Here is an 18707-nt window from a genome sequence, read left to right as displayed (position 1 = left end):
AAAAAAAAGAGAGGTGAAACTCTCTTTTTTTTGCCTATTTTTACTTGTTTAGGAAAAGGTGCGGTCAAAGGTGCGGTACTTTATTTATAAAAATCATGAAGTTAAATTAAAAACGCACAAACGCACCTAAAAAAACACCATATACGTAAGAAAAAAAAACAGAAAATGAAACGAACAAAAAATAAACAAAAAAAACATCGTATATATATTTTTTTTTAGGTGCGTTTGTGCGTTTTTATATATAAATATCTATAAGTATATAAAAATAAAATAAAAAAAGATAAAAAAAACGCACCTTTGACCGCACCTTTTTAAAAAAACGCACCAATAGATGAAATATTAAGGAAACAAAGCAGCGGTCAAGGGAGCGTGGAATACCGGAGGGAGCGGAGCGACTGAGGATATGCCGCGAAAGCCCTTGACGGCTGCGGAGTGACCCTAGCCTTGGCTTGGGGGTTAGGGAGCTGTCGCTTGCGACTGCGTGCCTGACCCTCGAGCCATCGGCGGCAAGAGCGGAGTTTGAGGCAGCGCCTCAAGGTGTTGATTTTGAAGTTGGTTTTGATTTTTATTTTTTTACTTCAATTTTTCTATTTTTCGATCAGATTGGAAAGTTTGTCAGAGGTTACCTCAAAAATACCATCTAAAAAGCCCTGTAATCCATCCTAAACTATTATTTTTAAAAATAGGCACAAAGGTAGCGCTTTTTAATTTCATGGCCTTAAAATGGCTTATATTGCGTTTTTGCTATTTGATGATTTGGAGTGGATTTAGAAGTTGGTTTTAAGGTGATTAATAAATTTCATAAAGTGATTTTTTCAATGTTAATTCATGTGAAGGTTAATGTTGAGTTCAAACGCCTGACAAAGGCTTATAGGTGTTATATTTATGGTATAGTTCGTTAAGTAAATAAATTAGATGTATAGAGATATTGAATGACTGAACAAAAACGCCCTATTTTGATAATCAAAGGTAAACGAGGTTCAAAGGTTTCAACGCTTGAATCGGCGGTTAAACCTACTTTAAAACCAAACAATAAGGCTTTTGTTACGCCTAAAACTGACAAAAAACAGAAGGCTGAAAAAACACCTAAACCACCAAAGGTTAAACAGGAGCCAACAAAGCCAATTACCAAGGAAGAAAAGGCTGCCAGACACGCAGCTAAACTTAAAGCTGCTGTTGATATATTAGTAATTTTGTTCCCTAAAGTTTTTAATCTTGAATCACCAAAACCGCTAAAGGTGGGGATAGGTAAAGGTATTAGAAAAATGATATCTGAAAAGGGGCTAGATATTCCAAATAGTCAGATAAGTGCGGGTTTGATGGCTTATACTCAAACTGAGGCTTATCAGAAATCTTTAGTTGAATTTGGTTCTCGTTTTAATCTAGATGGTTTGGTTGATGGAGAGGTTACCGATAAGCAAAGAGAAAGAGCCAAGAAAAAACTTGATGAATTACAGGCTTCAAAGTAATTGATATGCCTATTTTATTTTTATTTTTCGCGGTGATAAAAATTTAATTAAGTGAGGATTTCTTAAAGTAATACTGGTAACTATTAAGTGCCTCTTACTACATTTAAAAAATATAGGTACAAAAATAAAGCTGTACCTATAAATTAGATATCGAAAGTTAAAAAATCAGGAGGTGACTGACAATATCTATTTTAAATTTAAGAATAGCCGATTATTTATTTGTACTTATATCATCTTTAATGCAATAGGCACTTCCATCAAGATATTTCAAAGCATTATTCTCTAGATTATTTTTAAATTCTTTTACTGCAAACTGACACGCCTCTTCTGTTTTAAATTTTTGAGAATGAATACTGGCAAAGTTATTTGTTGAGTAGGGAGTTGAAAACATAGTAAGAATTAATATCCAGATATTATTCTCCTCTATTTATAATAATGACTATTTATATTTAAAATAGAAATATGAAGGTATTAAAATACGATACTTCAATATTTTCTCTGGTGTTGGAACTTAATATTTAATTATTATCTGAATATCTTTAATTTAACTTAAGTATAAAAAATAAAATCAATAAAAAACCCCTATTATTAGGGGTAATTAAATAGGTGTAATTTTCATGAAAAATTTATAAAATAAAAAAGGTTGAAAGAAATGTTTATAAATTAAAATATAAAACTATGAGATAAGTTGTACCCCTTTACGAATAAAGTTAGAAGGAATATATGCATCAAGACCTTTATGTTTACAGTATTCAATAAGTTGAGCATTGCTATTAACATCAGCTTTTCTATAGATACTCTTTATGTGTGAATCTATCGTTGAAGGGCAAATATCTAGTCTTTTAGCTATTTCTTTAGCCGTGAGCCGTTGTTGTGCCCAGAAAATAACTTCAAGTTCTCTTTTTGTAAAAGTATCATTAGGCGCATCAAATTGAATTTTTTTTCTGTTTAATCGGTTCATGTAATGCAGCAATGTAGGAGTCTCGATAGCTCTTCCATGACAAACAAGACCAATTATTTGATTTTTATTATCATAAAGAGGGCTTTTATTGCAAAGATGGGGGACCTTATTATTACTCTTTCCATAATAATGAATTTCTATGGCTGATAACATTTTGTTTTTTTCAATAACATTTTTATCATGCTCAACAAGCTCAGGCCAAAGCTCTTGACTTGATTCTAATGGAACTTCGTTATCTAACCTACCCTCCATACTAAATCCACTAGGTACATTAAAATAACTTAATGCAGCATTATTCATGTAAATAACCTGAGTTCGGGATAAGAAATAAAGAGAAAGTCTTGATATTCAAATAGTTGAATGAGCCTGTTTTGTTAAAATACTCTAACAGTCTGGTTAAAGAGTAGAGCATTGTTAAACAATTATGGAAAATCTTACTGAACTTTATTGCCTGATGGATGATTTTTGCAAAGACTTCGAGCCAAAAATGCATGAATATTTGCTGACTAACGGTACTAAGCGTCGTAGACGGTCTACTCAGCTTTCGTTGGCGGAAATGATGACACTGGTTGTGTTGTTTCATCAACTCCGATTCAGGCAATTCAAGGTATTTTATCTCTATTATGTCCGCTTATATCTCCGGAAGGAATTTCCTAACTTGCCATCCTATTCACGCTGTGTAGAGTTACTTCCGCGTAGTGCCTTAGCGTTAACGGCACTGTTTGAGTCAATTAAGGGAAAATGCACGGGGCTATCGGTTGCCGATTCTACTCCGATAGCGGTGTGTGATAACTTACGGATCCGCAGACATAAAGTCTTCAATGGGATAGCTGAACGGGGAAAAAATTCAACAGGTTGGTTCTTTGGTTTCAAGCTTCATGTAATTATCAATCATTTGGGGGAAATACTCAGTTTTCGACTCACACCAGGAAACACCGATGATCGGAAACCATTGCCTGAGCTGACAAAGGATCTTTCTGGTTGTTTGTACGCAGATAAAGGGTATTTATCGGCTTCACTGAAACAGCAACTCAAAACGATGGGAATTAGCCTTATAACGAATATCAAGAAGAAAATGAAGCCTATTAAACAGACTTGTTTCGACAAAGCCATCTTGCGTCATCGTTCTGTCATTGAAACGGTATTTGATGAGTTAAAAAATCTTTGTCAAATAGAGCATACGCGACATCGCTCTCCGGCTAACTTTGTAGTGAATTTATTAGGCGGACTGGTTGCATATTGTTTAATGCCATCTAAACCAAAGATACCTGTTGCAGGTACGTATCTTCAAGTATAATTGATAATGCTTATCCCGAACTCAGGTTAAATATATCGTGATTCAGTATCCTTTATGAACCAATGTTCTTCGCTATGTTCCATAAAAGATATAAGCGATTGAGGCGATGATGAATATTGTTTAATGCTATTTTGGATGTTAGTCATAATATTGATTCTCCATTTCACTTATTTTAACTTAAGAATAGTTAATTAAATAAGGATAACACCCCTAAAATTTAGGTGTATTTGTCAGAATTTTCTCACTAATATTAAATTTTCAAATGTTTTCGTATTCTCAATAAAAATAAGTTTTCTGATACAACCATATAACCAAGGATGAAGAAAAATGATAAAAAGAAAAATATCGGAGGATACTTACTCTCTTGATAGAGTTCCAAAGGAAGCAAGAGTTAGTTTAGTTAATGTAACTTTGGTGCGTATGGGAATGGCAACAGCTTTATCACAGTTTATGTTAACCTGAGTTCGGGATAAGAAATAAAGAGAAAGTCTTGATATTCAAATAGTTGAATGAGCCTGTTTTGTTAAAATACTCTAACAGTCTGGTTAAAGAGTAGAGCATTGTTAAACAATTATGGAAAATCTTACTGAACTTTATTGCCTGATGGATGATTTTTGCAAAGACTTCGAGCCAAAAATGCATGAATATTTGCTGACTAACGGTACTAAGCGTCGTAGACGGTCTACTCAGCTTTCGTTGGCGGAAATGATGACACTGGTTGTGTTGTTTCATCAACTCCGATTCAGGCAATTCAAGGTATTTTATCTCTATTATGTCCGCTTATATCTCCGGAAGGAATTTCCTAACTTGCCATCCTATTCACGCTGTGTAGAGTTACTTCCGCGTAGTGCCTTAGCGTTAACGGCACTGTTTGAGTCAATTAAGGGAAAATGCACGGGGCTATCGGTTGCCGATTCTACTCCGATAGCGGTGTGTGATAACTTACGGATCCGCAGACATAAAGTCTTCAATGGGATAGCTGAACGGGGAAAAAATTCAACAGGTTGGTTCTTTGGTTTCAAGCTTCATGTAATTATCAATCATTTGGGGGAAATACTCAGTTTTCGACTCACACCAGGAAACACCGATGATCGGAAACCATTGCCTGAGCTGACAAAGGATCTTTCTGGTTGTTTGTACGCAGATAAAGGGTATTTATCGGCTTCACTGAAACAGCAACTCAAAACGATGGGAATTAGCCTTATAACGAATATCAAGAAGAAAATGAAGCCTATTAAACAGACTTGTTTCGACAAAGCCATCTTGCGTCATCGTTCTGTCATTGAAACGGTATTTGATGAGTTAAAAAATCTTTGTCAAATAGAGCATACGCGACATCGCTCTCCGGCTAACTTTGTAGTGAATTTATTAGGCGGACTGGTTGCATATTGTTTAATGCCATCTAAACCAAAGATACCTGTTGCAGGTACGTATCTTCAAGTATAATTGATAATGCTTATCCCGAACTCAGGTTATGTTAGGTGCCACTTTAGGTCATGGAATGACATTTTGGAACGCTCTACTTGCAACATGTTTAGGCAGTTTACTTTTGGAATTTGTTGCCCTTGGCCTTGGTCTTGCAGGGATGAAAGAAGGAGTATCAATTAGTCTTCTTGCAAGATGGACTGGATTTGGGCGTTTAGGGTCAGCATTAATCGGGTTGGCAATAGCCATTAGTCTTCTTGGCTGGTTTGGCGTGCAAAATTCAGTTCTTGCGGAAGGACTATCTTACTCATTAGATTACAAAATTAACTTTGTATGGATAGCTGCTTTTTCAGGGATACTCTTAACAGTATTAGTGGCTTTCGGTTTTCGGGCATTGAGTTGGACTGCAAAAATTTCAGTTCCTTTGTTTTGTCTGGTTGTCGGATGGATTATTTTTTACTTATTTAAAGATGGAAGCTATTTAGATTTAATGAATTCTTCACCAAAAGGTAATCTACTGACACTTGGAGAAGGAACCACTATCATATCAGGAGTAGTTATTATTGGCGCATTAATTACGCCCGATATAAGCAGATACTGTAAAAATAATAATCATGTGTTTTGGATGATAACATTATCAGTTATTGTTGGTGAATTTATTATTAATGCTATTGCCATATTAATGGCGCATGCATTAGAGGCAGCTGATATTGTAACTATAATGACACATAGCGCTGGATGGATAGGGCTATTATCGGTAATATTATCCGCAATAAAAGTAAATGATATTAATTTATATTCTTCATCACTTGGATTATCTAATACAATAAAAATAATTAGCAATAAAAAAACAAATTACGTTTTTTTGACAGTATCTTTAGGAATAATAGGAACATTATTGTCGGTATTTGGTATTTTAAACTATTTCGTTGATTTCCTTTCCATGCTTGGCGTTATTTTCCCACCTATCGCTGGAGTGATGCTGGTTGATTACTACATTCTGAAAACAAGCAGAAAAATATTAGACGAAACTAGAGAAGAAGGTTTACTCCCTGACGATTCCTCTACGCCACTCATTGGCTGGTCTGCTATTTTTGCTTGTATTGTTGGTACACTTGTAGGCGTATACTTCAACTTCGGCATTCCTTCTTTGAATTCTATTCTTGTGGCTGGAGTGGCTTATTGGCTTTTGATGAAAATGAAAATTTATATAGAAATTTAAATACGATTTCATTTATGAATTAAATAAAAAACCAGCCATGAAGAAGATGGTTTGAATTTCCCTGGTGCTAGCATGATGGGGAGGAAATTTTATAATTTAAAATTTGCAGCATTACGTATTGAGTGATTGATACTAATCAGTAGTTATATTTTTTGTACTCTCTATTATGGAGATAGATATTCTTGTCTTAGTGTGTTAAGGCTCAAAGAATATTGAGCCTTTGAAGTGATTTACTCGTTAATTTTTTCGATACTCAACCTTGCATTTTTCTAGAGCAAAAATAAACAAACGTACTTGAAACATCGCAAGCAAGTTATTGAGTGAGTAAAAATCCAACTTAATTTTTATATCTTCCAAGGTTTGTTTTATTGCTGGATAGCTAACAGAACGTAGATGAGCAATTTTCCCTTGAGATAATCCAAGACAAAACAGTATTGTCGTTTCAAATTGTGCTGGCGTTAGCTCTGGAAACACGTCATGTAATTCAGTAATGTTGGTTAAATTGAACATTTTCATGCTATTTCCTCCATCACTGGCTTACGTCTAGCCCATATAAGCCGATCTTCTTTGAATAGCACGTTGAATATACGACGGTCATTACGGGTGAATGAGACTTTGCTAGAAGGTGTGTTGGAGTTTCTAGGAATGATCCAGTAGGTATCAATGAGTTTAGAGCAAGGTTTGGTAATAGCCATAGTTTTGGCCTCTTGTACAAGTTATAAAACCTCACCAATCCGAGATCAAACGGGGTGGTGAGACGTAACAAGGTTGATCTACCGGCGTACAAGAAACCAGCGAGCCTTACGGCTCCCTCATTACGTCCCACCATTATCAGGATGTAATTTAGGTTTTCAGACATAAAAAAACCGCATTAAGCGGTAGTCCGCTTGTACATTTAGGAGATCAAACCCGATGCTAGATTTTTCTAGCTAATTGCTACTATAACTAATGTTCTAATTCATAATCAATATGTTTTTAGTGGTTAAATTTTATTTTTGAAGTTTATCAAGTTCATCATCAGATAAACCCGTAGAAAGTTTTACTATGTTAAGATCTACGCCATTAGCTAAAAATTGTTTAGCTAACTCAATCTTTGTTTTTTGTATACCTTTTTGTAATCCCTCTTGGATCCCTTCCTGTCTACCTTCTTGTCTTAATGTTTGAGCAATGGTCATAAGTGCTCCTTCGTGTTTCTCTGATTGTCTGGCTATCTCTGTGATAAATTCCATTGGTTTTTGAGCATTCCCTTCTTGAATGAGATAATTAAACATAGTGATAACTTGATTATCGGTATAATAATTATACGACAACAGTTTAACAATGCTATCCAGTAGCTCGGTCATATCCCGTCTTCGAATGTGTTTTTGGAGTAACTCAAGCAACGCTATTCGCCTATGCTGCATAATATCACCATCATCAAGTGTGGTGACATCCGCTAACTTAAAGGGATTGGTGTAGATATGCTCTGCCAGTTTTCTGTTATGAAAACAGTCCAGCCAATTCGTGCTATAGGGGTGAGGGCTTTGCTCACCACAATAAAACAGGATAGGGAAAACTAACGGTAATTGCTTATTTCCCTGTTCTAAATGTTTCTGCATGGCAGCAAGACTATAGCGCATGAGTCGCCATGCAATGAGCTTATCAGGGGTGGATTGGTGTTCAATCAAAACATAGATATATCCGCTTCCCTTTGAGGTATTGACTGAATAGAGAATATCACTCTGGTAATTTTTCATCTCACTATCGATAAATGAGCCAGATTCCACCTTAAGCGAATCCAAGTCACACAAGGCTTTAATATCATCCGGTAGCCAGATATCGAAGAAATCTTTTGCCGTCTCTTTCTCACTTAAAAACTGCTTGAATCCGGTGATATCGAAATAAAATCGCTCAGAGCAATTTATACAAAAATGGTATGGGAGCGTGAAAAAGACACCAGTTCTGAAACTTATGACAGTATGACAACAAGAATATTATGTTACTCAAAAGACAGCATCTCAGAAGCCGTCAAGCATTATGCAGCCATTGAACTCTCAGAAAAAACAGAAAAAATTAAAACCACTACCGGAACAAGAAAAAACTATATTCCTAGTGAAGAACTCATGGCTAAATTAGAAAACGTTAACGCTATTATTGAGAAGCGCTCAGCCAGAGCCCCTACCCTAAAAACAATCCATGAATGGGCTAAAAATAAAGCTAACTTAGGTTTAACGCTAAATGAACTGACCCCAACTTATATCAGGCGATATTGTAGAGTGGGCGGCAAAAATATTAATGCTAATACCGCCAAGCTATATCTAAATATCATTGATAACATCTAACACTTGTTAGCAAATGTTAAGGTTGAAAAAAGAATTTAAACACATTGCAGGTTTTTCTATCATCACTGAGTAAGGTAAGATGGTAAGGCAACGACTTTAGAAAACTTCAGTTTTGGTATTAAATATTTTTTATTAGCTTTCTTGAAAATTGAGCAATCAAAACGTTACAAAACCAGACACTCAATATAAAAATAACTTGTCAAAAGTTGTCATTGTAACCCATCAAAACCCCACATTTAAAATTAAGAGATTGTCAAAAGTTGTCATTAGAACCTCACAAAACCTCATATTTAAAATATTTTTCGGACATCGTAAGAAATTTTATGCCTGTTATCTCTTAACGTACTTTTCGGGCACGTTAGGAATGCAATTTTTATAATGACAGCGAAGATTTTATTGGGGTCACTACGCGAGGAAAAAATTATAGGCAAAACTAAGAATAGAGCCTTATAAAACCTAATGTTCATGTAGAGTTTTGCTAAGTTCTAATATTTGGTACGCAACGAAGTACGCATGGTTGGTACGCAGTTACCAGTGCGTACCTGATACTTGTGTCAAGCTCAAAACTCAATGTCAGCCTCTACAAGCGATTTGGATATTGAGTTAATACAAAATTATGACTGAAATGACAAAAACGCCGCACAGCGCGTTCTAGGGCGCTTAAATTTGATTTATGATACTAGTCGCAATGGGTAAAAGTAAAAATGCGCTGCAAATGACGACAGCGCATTGAATACAGCAATTTCATATAGTTTTTACGTTAAAGAAATCTGGAAGAAGAAATAATTACCTTAACAATAAAATTTTACGCAATTGTGATAACTTGTTAAATACCACACTGTTAGGTAACACAAGGCATTAATCTTAATGACTAAAAAATTTACCCCAACCCCACACGATGCCGTATTCAAGCAGTTTTTAAGTGAGAAAGAGACGGCAAAAGATTTCTTCGATATCTGGCTACCGGATGATATTAAAGCCTTGTGTGACTTGGATTCGCTTAAGGTGGAATCTGGCTCATTTATCGATAGTGAGATGAAAAATTACCAGAGTGATATTCTCTATTCAGTCAATACCTCAAATCAGTCAATACCTCAAAGGGAAGCGGATATATCTATGTTTTGATTGAACACCAATCCACCCCTGATAAGCTCATTGCATGGCGACTCATGCGCTATAGTCTTGCTGCCATGCAGAAACATTTAGAACAGGGAAATAAGCAATTACCGTTAGTTTTCCCTATCCTGTTTTATTGTGGTGAGCAAAGCCCTCACCCCTATAGCACGAATTGGCTGGACTGTTTTCATAACAGAAAACTGGCAGAGCATATCTACACCAATCCCTTTAAGTTAGCGGATGTCACCACACTTGATGATGGTGATATTATGCAGCATAGGCGAATAGCGTTGCTTGAGTTACTCCAAAAACACATTCGAAGACGGGATATGACCGAGCTACTGGATAGCATTGTTAAACTGTTGTCGTATAATTATTATACCGATAATCAAGTTATCACTATGTTTAATTATCTCATTCAAGAAGGGAATGCTCAAAAACCAATGGAATTTATCACAGAGATAGCCAGACAATCAGAGAAACACGAAGGAGCACTTATGACCATTGCTCAAACATTAAGACAAGAAGGTAGACAGGAAGGGATCCAAGAGGGATTACAAAAAGGTATACAAAAAACAAAGATTGAGTTAGCTAAACAATTTTTAGCTAATGGCGTAGATCTTAACATAGTAAAACTTTCTACGGGTTTATCTGATGATGAACTTGATAAACTTCAAAAATAAAATTTAACCACTAAAAACATATTGATTATGAATTAGAACATTAGTTATAGTAGCAATTAGCTAGAAAAATCTAGCATCGGGTTTGATCTCCTAAATGTACAAGCGGACTACCGCTTAATGCGGTTTTTTTATGTCTGAAAACCTAAATTACATCCTGATAATGGTGGGACGTAATGAGGGAGCCGTAAGGCTCGCTGGTTTCTTGTACGCCGGTAGATCAACCTTGTTACGTCTCACCACCCCGTTTGATCTCGGATTGGTGAGGTTTTATAACTTGTACAAGAGGCCAAAACTATGGCTATTACCAAACCTTGCTCTAAACTCATTGATACCTACTGGATCATTCCTAGAAACTCCAACACACCTTCTAGCAAAGTCTCATTCACCCGTAATGACCGTCGTATATTCAACGTGCTATTCAAAGAAGATCGGCTTATATGGGCTAGACGTAAGCCAGTGATGGAGGAAATAGCATGAAAATGTTCAATTTAACCAACATTACTGAATTACATGACGTGTTTCCAGAGCTAACGCCAGCACAATTTGAAACGACAATACTGTTTTGTCTTGGATTATCTCAAGGGAAAATTGCTCATCTACGTTCTGTTAGCTATCCAGCAATAAAACAAACCTTGGAAGATATAAAAATTAAGTTGGATTTTTACTCACTCAATAACTTGCTTGCGATGTTTCAAGTACGTTTGTTTATTTTTGCTCTAGAAAAATGCAAGGTTGAGTATCGAAAAAATTAACGAGTAAATCACTTCAAAGGCTCAATATTCTTTGAGCCTTAACACACTAAGACAAGAATATCTATCTCCATAATAGAGAGTACAAAAAATATAACTACTGATTAGTATCAATCACTCAATACGTAATGCTGCAAATTTTAAATTATAAAATTTCCTCCCCATCATGCTAGCACCAGGGAAATTCAAACCATCTTCTTCATGGCTGGTTTTTTATTTAATTCATAAATGAAATCGTATTTAAATTTCTATATAAATTTTCATTTTCATCAAAAGCCAATAAGCCACTCCAGCCACAAGAATAGAATTCAAAGAAGGAATGCCGAAGTTGAAGTATACGCCTACAAGTGTACCAACAATACAAGCAAAAATAGCAGACCAGCCAATGAGTGGCGTAGAGGAATCGTCAGGGAGTAAACCTTCTTCTCTAGTTTCGTCTAATATTTTTCTGCTTGTTTTCAGAATGTAGTAATCAACCAGCATCACTCCAGCGATAGGTGGGAAAATAACGCCAAGCATGGAAAGGAAATCAACGAAATAGTTTAAAATACCAAATACCGACAATAATGTTCCTATTATTCCTAAAGATACTGTCAAAAAAACGTAATTTGTTTTTTTATTGCTAATTATTTTTATTGTATTAGATAATCCAAGTGATGAAGAATATAAATTAATATCATTTACTTTTATTGCGGATAATATTACCGATAATAGCCCTATCCATCCAGCGCTATGTGTCATTATAGTTACAATATCAGCTGCCTCTAATGCATGCGCCATTAATATGGCAATAGCATTAATAATAAATTCACCAACAATAACTGATAATGTTATCATCCAAAACACATGATTATTATTTTTACAGTATCTGCTTATATCGGGCGTAATTAATGCGCCAATAATAACTACTCCTGATATGATAGTGGTTCCTTCTCCAAGTGTCAGTAGATTACCTTTTGGTGAAGAATTCATTAAATCTAAATAGCTTCCATCTTTAAATAAGTAAAAAATAATCCATCCGACAACCAGACAAAACAAAGGAACTGAAATTTTTGCAGTCCAACTCAATGCCCGAAAACCGAAAGCCACTAATACTGTTAAGAGTATCCCTGAAAAAGCAGCTATCCATACAAAGTTAATTTTGTAATCTAATGAGTAAGATAGTCCTTCCGCAAGAACTGAATTTTGCACGCCAAACCAGCCAAGAAGACTAATGGCTATTGCCAACCCGATTAATGCTGACCCTAAACGCCCAAATCCAGTCCATCTTGCAAGAAGACTAATTGATACTCCTTCTTTCATCCCTGCAAGACCAAGGCCAAGGGCAACAAATTCCAAAAGTAAACTGCCTAAACATGTTGCAAGTAGAGCGTTCCAAAATGTCATTCCATGACCTAAAGTGGCACCTAACATAAACTGTGATAAAGCTGTTGCCATTCCCATACGCACCAAAGTTACATTAACTAAACTAACTCTTGCTTCCTTTGGAACTCTATCAAGAGAGTAAGTATCCTCCGATATTTTTCTTTTTATCATTTTTCTTCATCCTTGGTTATATGGTTGTATCAGAAAACTTATTTTTATTGAGAATACGAAAACATTTGAAAATTTAATATTAGTGAGAAAATTCTGACAAATACACCTAAATTTTAGGGGTGTTATCCTTATTTAATTAACTATTCTTAAGTTAAAATAAGTGAAATGGAGAATCAATATTATGACTAACATCCAAAATAGCATTAAACAATATTCATCATCGCCTCAATCGCTTATATCTTTTATGGAACATAGCGAAGAACATTGGTTCATAAAGGATACTGAATCACGATATATTTACATGAATAATGCTGCATTAAGTTATTTTAATGTACCTAGTGGATTTAGTATGGAGGGTAGGTTAGATAACGAAGTTCCATTAGAATCAAGTCAAGAGCTTTGGCCTGAGCTTGTTGAGCATGATAAAAATGTTATTGAAAAAAACAAAATGTTATCAGCCATAGAAATTCATTATTATGGAAAGAGTAATAATAAGGTCCCCCATCTTTGCAATAAAAGCCCTCTTTATGATAATAAAAATCAAATAATTGGTCTTGTTTGTCATGGAAGAGCTATCGAGACTCCTACATTGCTGCATTACATGAACCGATTAAACAGAAAAAAAATTCAATTTGATGCGCCTAATGATACTTTTACAAAAAGAGAACTTGAAGTTATTTTCTGGGCACAACAACGGCTCACGGCTAAAGAAATAGCTAAAAGACTAGATATTTGCCCTTCAACGATAGATTCACACATAAAGAGTATCTATAGAAAAGCTGATGTTAATAGCAATGCTCAACTTATTGAATACTGTAAACATAAAGGTCTTGATGCATATATTCCTTCTAACTTTATTCGTAAAGGGGTACAACTTATCTCATAGTTTTATATTTTAATTTATAAACATTTCTTTCAACCTTTTTTATTTTATAAATTTTTCATGAAAATTACACCTATTTAATTACCCCTAATAATAGGGGTTTTTTATTGATTTTATTTTTTATACTTAAGTTAAATTAAAGATATTCAGATAATAATTAAATATTAAGTTCCAACACCAGAGAAAATATTGAAGTATCGTATTTTAATACCTTCATATTTCTATTTTAAATATAAATAGTCATTATTATAAATAGAGGAGAATAATATCTGGATATTAATTCTTACTATGTTTTCAACTCCCTACTCAACAAATAACTTTGCCAGTATTCATTCTCAAAAATTTAAAACAGAAGAGGCGTGTCAGTTTGCAGTAAAAGAATTTAAAAATAATCTAGAGAATAATGCTTTGAAATATCTTGATGGAAGTGCCTATTGCATTAAAGATGATATAAGTACAAATAAATAATCGGCTATTCTTAAATTTAAAATAGATATTGTCAGTCACCTCCTGATTTTTTAACTTTCGATATCTAATTTATAGGTACAGCTTTATTTTTGTACCTATATTTTTTAAATGTAGTAAGAGGCACTTAATAGTTACCAGTATTACTTTAAGAAATCCTCACTTAATTAAATTTTTATCACCGCGAAAAATAAAAATAAAATAGGCATATCAATTACTTTGAAGCCTGTAATTCATCAAGTTTTTTCTTGGCTCTTTCTCTTTGCTTATCGGTAACCTCTCCATCAACCAAACCATCTAGATTAAAACGAGAACCAAATTCAACTAAAGATTTCTGATAAGCCTCAGTTTGAGTATAAGCCATCAAACCCGCACTTATCTGACTATTTGGAATATCTAGCCCCTTTTCAGATATCATTTTTCTAATACCTTTACCTATCCCCACCTTTAGCGGTTTTGGTGATTCAAGATTAAAAACTTTAGGGAACAAAATTACTAATATATCAACAGCAGCTTTAAGTTTAGCTGCGTGTCTGGCAGCCTTTTCTTCCTTGGTAATTGGCTTTGTTGGCTCCTGTTTAACCTTTGGTGGTTTAGGTGTTTTTTCAGCCTTCTGTTTTTTGTCAGTTTTAGGCGTAACAAAAGCCTTATTGTTTGGTTTTAAAGTAGGTTTAACCGCCGATTCAAGCGTTGAAACCTTTGAACCTCGTTTACCTTTGATTATCAAAATAGGGCGTTTTTGTTCAGTCATTCAATATCTCTATACATCTAATTTATTTACTTAACGAACTATACCATAAATATAACACCTATAAGCCTTTGTCAGGCGTTTGAACTCAACATTAACCTTCACATGAATTAACATTGAAAAAATCACTTTATGAAATTTATTAATCACCTTAAAACCAACTTCTAAATCCACTCCAAATCATCAAATAGCAAAAACGCAATATAAGCCATTTTAAGGCCATGAAATTAAAAAGCGCTACCTTTGTGCCTATTTTTAAAAATAATAGTTTAGGATGGATTACAGGGCTTTTTAGATGGTATTTTTGAGGTAACCTCTGACAAACTTTCCAATCTGATCGAAAAATAGAAAAATTGAAGTAAAAAAATAAAAATCAAAACCAACTTCAAAATCAACACCTTGAGGCGCTGCCTCAAACTCCGCTCTTGCCGCCGATGGCTCGAGGGTCAGGCACGCAGTCGCAAGCGACAGCTCCCTAACCCCCAAGCCAAGGCTAGGGTCACTCCGCAGCCGTCAAGGGCTTTCGCGGCATATCCTCAGTCGCTCCGCTCCCTCCGGTATTCCACGCTCCCTTGACCGCTGCTTTGTTTCCTTAATATTTCATCTATTGGTGCGTTTTTTTAAAAAGGTGCGGTCAAAGGTGCGTTTTTTTTATCTTTTTTTATTTTATTTTTATATACTTATAGATATTTATATATAAAAACGCACAAACGCACCTAAAAAAAAATATATATACGATGTTTTTTTTGTTTATTTTTTGTTCGTTTCATTTTCTGTTTTTTTTTCTTACGTATATGGTGTTTTTTTAGGTGCGTTTGTGCGTTTTTAATTTAACTTCATGATTTTTATAAATAAAGTACCGCACCTTTGACCGCACCTTTTCCTAAACAAGTAAAAATAGGCAAAAAAAAGAGAGTTTCACCTCTCTTTTTTTTATGGTTCACGAGTTTCGCACAAAACTAATTTGGGTACGCTAATAAAACCACGGATTTGCTCAGTAATAGCACTTTTGATTACGTCCCAATTTTGTTGATAAAGGGTTATTTTTTCAGATATACGACGTTTATGTTGTTCAAACCACGCAGAAATAGCGAGAAAAATATGATTTCTTTGCGCTCGCCTCGTGCGAGCCTGACAGCGTTCAATACCACAGTTTTGTTTGACTTCTCGATGATAAACTTCAACAGACCAACGGGCATCCATGATAGATTTGAGGTATTGACGGGTGGGATTCTCTTTGTTTGTTACTATGTAATCAATACGGCCGTTTTTGGCTGTAAATTTGAAAACGGTTACCCAACCATATCCTCGCAAGTGTATTGACGTTCCTTCTTCTGAGATGTCTAACTTGTTCAGTTGTTTGTTATGGTTAACAATCCTATTTTTCCTCAGCGTGGTTACCCAGATCCAACCATGAGAGCGAATTGATTTCAGGTTATCCAGGCTAGAATACCAAGCATCCATCACTACGGCTTCTGGCATGATCCCTCTTTTTTTAGCAAGAGTGAGCATTTCGGAAAAGTGCGTGTTTTTTGTTTTTCCATCAGAATCTTTATCATAAATACGATAATTGATAGGAATTGATTCAACCTTCGTCAGATCATGCCAAAGCAAATTAACTAAACCTATGCCAGCAATAACCTCATGTTCATTACCTGAATATTGATAATGGACCATCTCTATTTTTTTACTACGTGTTTTGGCAATCAATGTATCATCGGCAATTAGTACGCAAGGGCTTTTTTTGTCTATAGCACGAGTTTCGCACCAATAAAAAAACGCGCTATTTTTAAGTTTAATTCAGCATGATATATAAATAGACAAAACCTTATAAATTAAATACAAGTTATTGTAATTTAATAAAATTTATGTGTTTTAGTAACTTACAGATTAACCATTGATTTTAAGCCATTTCTAGAACTTTATATGACTGTGCGAAACTCATGTATAGAAGGTTCAACTAATCGCCATAGGTCTTTAGGTCTAAAACATCTACTTTTTAGCCATCGGCTAACAGTGTCATGAGATAAAGGCGATGGGCTTACTTCTGATAACGCTAAACCAGAGTATCTTAAACTGCTTACTTGTAAGAATGTTTTATAGATATCTTTAATACATGGATAACCCGACAAAATATGAACACCCTGATTTTTTCTTGTTTTTAAATTTATACTTCTTTTTTGGAGATTGCGAAACTCGTGTAGGATAAAAAATCCGCTAAAAAAATCACCTTTCGAAACATGTATCGACATGTCTTTAAAGTCGATCCACTGGCTTGTCTCTTATGCGGGAAAGAATTACTCTTCGCAGGAATGAATTTTGGATTGAAGCTTAAAGAGCTTATGGCTCGTCACGATGAATTGGCACGTTTGCGGTGGCAATAAAAACTCACTATAGGGTAGATCTATCTTTTGTTCAAAACTGATTAATAATTAATCGTTCCTTAACCCTTTATTCTGTTTTTTATCTCAACCTTCAAAAATAATTCTGGCAAAACTTAGAAAAAATAAAAATGGGTTCATCAGGGCATAGGTTAATTAGTAACCTTTTCTGGTATTAATTTCTTATACATCAAGATATTTATTAACTTCAAATCCCTGTTTCTCTGGTTTCATAAAGCACCTCCGACACTCAGAAGGTACTCACACTGACGGGTTGTAAGGTATTTTGACGTGTGAGCAAAGCTCAAAATCTGCTCAATTGATATGCCTCACGCTTTCATTATGCGTGCAATATGCGTACTATTTCGCATAGTCCGACTCCTACTTGCTTAGGGTTTGGATTAGCTCTGCATTTGTGTTACTAGCACACATGCAGAGTGATTATTAATTACTGTTTTTTATAAGTTCGTTTTTTTACTGGTGTATGAACATTCTTATCGAAATCAGCTAGAAATTCTTGTTCTTCTATAGTAAAGTTTTGTTTAGTATCATACTCTTTGATAAAAAAAGTAAACTTTATCTTATTTACTTTCCTTCCTATTTTATCAATAACCTCAAATTTTAAATCCTTTATTTCTGTACATTTTGTTATTTCTTTGACCGCCTTATTTAATACATCTCTTCTAAAAAACGGGTATTTTGGATAGCTATATACTTTTTTGCCTTTGCTATCTACATCATATAAGTAGATCTCATCTTTTAATTCATTAATAGAAATATCAAAAAATTTGATTCTACTGTTATTGCTTATTTTTTTCTTATCAATTGATAAATAGAGGATGCATTTACACTAGAAAGTTTGACAACAGATAACAAAATTTGGGTGGTATATTTTTTTTCTGAGCCGACTAGTTTACATAAATACTGCTTTGCAGATTTTGTAAATTTAATACCTATTTTCCCTTCGTTTTTATAATAAGCAGAAAATTCAGTCAAACTTAAATTTATATAGTCAGGAGCGTTTTTACTAGTAAATAGAAGCTGGAGCTCGTCAGAAAGCTCTATTATTTCTTCGTGCTTAAGTTTCAATAAGACATTATCAAGTATTATTGCGCCTTCTTTTAGAGAACAATATGCTGTATCTATATTAACATTTACCCATTTAACATATTCATTTGCAGTTAAATAAAAAATGTGGTTGTCATCAAATTCGTTTTTTGTATTTATTTTACTTAACACTAAAAATAATACTTTTTTTGCGCTCATAGGTAAAGATGAAAGAGTAGAATTCAACTCATTTCGGTGCCTCACTTTTGTTAATCTTGAAACGGCTGTTTTATTCATTACCAATCTCATTTTTTATTCAACCTTCATTAAAGCCAGCCCTAAAAACATGATATTTCAACAAAATAATATCATGTTTATTTTGTTGGGGATAATACCGGAAAACC

Annotated in this window: 20 protein-coding genes and 2 pseudogenes; 11 read left to right on the top strand and 11 right to left on the bottom strand. The window is 34.5% G+C overall.

Annotation, left to right across the window (positions count from 1 at the left end; genetic code table 11):
* Nucleotides 1–932 precede the first annotated feature (932 nt).
* Nucleotides 933–1469, top strand: coding sequence for a ProQ/FINO family protein (locus V3224_RS23930; protein ID WP_334473106.1), 537 nt, complete (start codon nucleotides 933–935; stop codon nucleotides 1467–1469).
* 211 nt (nucleotides 1470–1680) lie between these two features.
* Here the strand turns inward: V3224_RS23930 and V3224_RS23925 are convergent, their stop codons facing one another.
* Nucleotides 1681–1860 carry a hypothetical protein gene (locus V3224_RS23925; RefSeq protein ID WP_334473107.1) on the bottom strand — a complete coding sequence of 60 codons (180 nt, stop codon included), beginning with the start codon at nucleotides 1858–1860 and terminating at the stop codon, nucleotides 1681–1683.
* A 285-nt stretch (nucleotides 1861–2145) separates the two neighbouring features.
* Nucleotides 2146–2730, bottom strand: coding sequence for a LuxR C-terminal-related transcriptional regulator (locus V3224_RS23920; RefSeq protein ID WP_334473120.1), 585 nt, complete (start codon nucleotides 2728–2730; stop codon nucleotides 2146–2148).
* 124 nt (nucleotides 2731–2854) lie between these two features.
* Between V3224_RS23920 and V3224_RS23915 the strand changes: the two genes are divergently transcribed.
* From V3224_RS23915 to V3224_RS23900, 4 genes are all read left to right on the top strand, one after another.
* The gene (locus V3224_RS23915) at nucleotides 2855–3727 is read left to right on the top strand and encodes an IS982 family transposase (RefSeq protein ID WP_334467716.1); all 873 of its coding nucleotides are present in this window, start codon (nucleotides 2855–2857) and stop codon (nucleotides 3725–3727) included.
* 327 nt (nucleotides 3728–4054) lie between these two features.
* Nucleotides 4055–4189, top strand: a complete 135-nt coding sequence (locus V3224_RS23910) for a hypothetical protein (protein WP_334473119.1) — start codon at nucleotides 4055–4057, stop codon at nucleotides 4187–4189.
* A 111-nt stretch (nucleotides 4190–4300) separates the two neighbouring features.
* Nucleotides 4301–5173 carry an IS982 family transposase gene (locus V3224_RS23905; RefSeq protein WP_334467716.1) on the top strand — a complete coding sequence of 291 codons (873 nt, stop codon included), beginning with the start codon at nucleotides 4301–4303 and terminating at the stop codon, nucleotides 5171–5173.
* Between the two features lie 28 nt (nucleotides 5174–5201).
* Nucleotides 5202–6374 carry a purine-cytosine permease family protein gene (locus V3224_RS23900; protein ID WP_334473117.1) on the top strand — a complete coding sequence of 391 codons (1173 nt, stop codon included), beginning with the start codon at nucleotides 5202–5204 and terminating at the stop codon, nucleotides 6372–6374.
* A gap of 237 nt (nucleotides 6375–6611) precedes the next feature.
* On the opposite strand, the gene V3224_RS23895 is transcribed toward V3224_RS23900, so the two are convergent.
* From V3224_RS23895 to V3224_RS23885, 3 genes are all read right to left on the bottom strand, one after another.
* Nucleotides 6612–6890 carry a helix-turn-helix transcriptional regulator gene (locus V3224_RS23895; RefSeq protein WP_334473111.1) on the bottom strand — a complete coding sequence of 93 codons (279 nt, stop codon included), beginning with the start codon at nucleotides 6888–6890 and terminating at the stop codon, nucleotides 6612–6614.
* Complete coding sequence (locus V3224_RS23890) at nucleotides 6887–7069, bottom strand: hypothetical protein (protein ID WP_334473113.1); 183 nt, start codon at nucleotides 7067–7069, stop codon at nucleotides 6887–6889. Before V3224_RS23890 ends, V3224_RS23895 begins: the two co-directional genes overlap by 4 nt.
* Nucleotides 7070–7363: 294 nt before the next feature.
* A complete protein-coding gene (locus V3224_RS23885; protein ID WP_334473241.1) occupies nucleotides 7364–8278 on the bottom strand; it encodes an Rpn family recombination-promoting nuclease/putative transposase in 915 nt (304 codons plus the stop codon).
* 6 nt (nucleotides 8279–8284) lie between these two features.
* Between V3224_RS23885 and V3224_RS23880 the strand changes: the two genes are divergently transcribed.
* The 4 genes and pseudogenes from V3224_RS23880 (at nucleotide 8285) to V3224_RS23865 (ending at nucleotide 11246) form a co-directional block, all read left to right on the top strand.
* A complete protein-coding gene (locus V3224_RS23880) occupies nucleotides 8285–8695 on the top strand; it encodes a hypothetical protein (RefSeq protein WP_334473115.1) in 411 nt (136 codons plus the stop codon).
* Between the two features lie 867 nt (nucleotides 8696–9562).
* A pseudogene (locus V3224_RS23875) lies at nucleotides 9563–10494 on the top strand (Rpn family recombination-promoting nuclease/putative transposase).
* A 294-nt stretch (nucleotides 10495–10788) separates the two neighbouring features.
* Entirely contained in the window at nucleotides 10789–10971 is a 183-nt protein-coding gene (locus tag V3224_RS23870; protein WP_334473113.1) for a hypothetical protein, read from the top strand.
* On the top strand, nucleotides 10968–11246 hold the full coding sequence (locus V3224_RS23865) for a helix-turn-helix transcriptional regulator (RefSeq protein WP_334473111.1): 279 nt from the start codon (nucleotides 10968–10970) through the stop codon (nucleotides 11244–11246). The genes V3224_RS23870 and V3224_RS23865 overlap by 4 nt, the downstream gene beginning before the upstream one ends.
* Nucleotides 11247–11483: 237 nt before the next feature.
* Here the strand turns inward: V3224_RS23865 and V3224_RS23860 are convergent, their stop codons facing one another.
* Complete coding sequence (locus tag V3224_RS23860) at nucleotides 11484–12779, bottom strand: purine-cytosine permease family protein (RefSeq protein ID WP_334473109.1); 1296 nt, start codon at nucleotides 12777–12779, stop codon at nucleotides 11484–11486.
* A 181-nt stretch (nucleotides 12780–12960) separates the two neighbouring features.
* Between V3224_RS23860 and V3224_RS23855 the strand changes: the two genes are divergently transcribed.
* Both V3224_RS23855 and V3224_RS23850 read left to right on the top strand, forming a co-directional pair.
* On the top strand, nucleotides 12961–13665 hold the full coding sequence (locus V3224_RS23855) for a helix-turn-helix transcriptional regulator (protein ID WP_334473108.1): 705 nt from the start codon (nucleotides 12961–12963) through the stop codon (nucleotides 13663–13665).
* Between the two features lie 285 nt (nucleotides 13666–13950).
* Complete coding sequence (locus V3224_RS23850; RefSeq protein ID WP_334473107.1) at nucleotides 13951–14130, top strand: hypothetical protein; 180 nt, start codon at nucleotides 13951–13953, stop codon at nucleotides 14128–14130.
* A gap of 211 nt (nucleotides 14131–14341) precedes the next feature.
* Here V3224_RS23850 and V3224_RS23845 read toward each other — a convergent pair whose 3' ends face one another.
* From V3224_RS23845 to V3224_RS23825, 5 genes and pseudogenes are all read right to left on the bottom strand, one after another.
* Nucleotides 14342–14878, bottom strand: a complete 537-nt coding sequence (locus tag V3224_RS23845) for a ProQ/FINO family protein (protein ID WP_334473106.1) — start codon at nucleotides 14876–14878, stop codon at nucleotides 14342–14344.
* A 956-nt stretch (nucleotides 14879–15834) separates the two neighbouring features.
* Nucleotides 15835–16630: pseudogene (locus V3224_RS23840) on the bottom strand (IS701 family transposase); the annotation flags it as partial.
* A 167-nt stretch (nucleotides 16631–16797) separates the two neighbouring features.
* Nucleotides 16798–17127 carry a hypothetical protein gene (locus V3224_RS23835; RefSeq protein ID WP_334473105.1) on the bottom strand — a complete coding sequence of 110 codons (330 nt, stop codon included), beginning with the start codon at nucleotides 17125–17127 and terminating at the stop codon, nucleotides 16798–16800.
* Nucleotides 17128–17704: 577 nt separating this feature from the next.
* The gene (locus V3224_RS23830) at nucleotides 17705–17908 is read right to left on the bottom strand and encodes a hypothetical protein (protein WP_334473238.1); all 204 of its coding nucleotides are present in this window, start codon (nucleotides 17906–17908) and stop codon (nucleotides 17705–17707) included.
* 155 nt (nucleotides 17909–18063) lie between these two features.
* Nucleotides 18064–18600, bottom strand: a complete 537-nt coding sequence (locus V3224_RS23825) for a replication initiation protein (RefSeq protein WP_334473104.1) — start codon at nucleotides 18598–18600, stop codon at nucleotides 18064–18066.
* Between the last annotated feature and the right edge of the window lie 107 nt (nucleotides 18601–18707).

This window comes from Arsenophonus sp. PmNCSU2021_1, from assembly GCF_036919435.1.
Lineage (GTDB): Bacteria > Pseudomonadota > Gammaproteobacteria > Enterobacterales > Enterobacteriaceae > Arsenophonus > Arsenophonus nilaparvatae.
The sequence above is the reverse complement of the archived record's forward strand: the minus strand, read 5'-3'. Positions and strand labels throughout refer to the sequence as shown.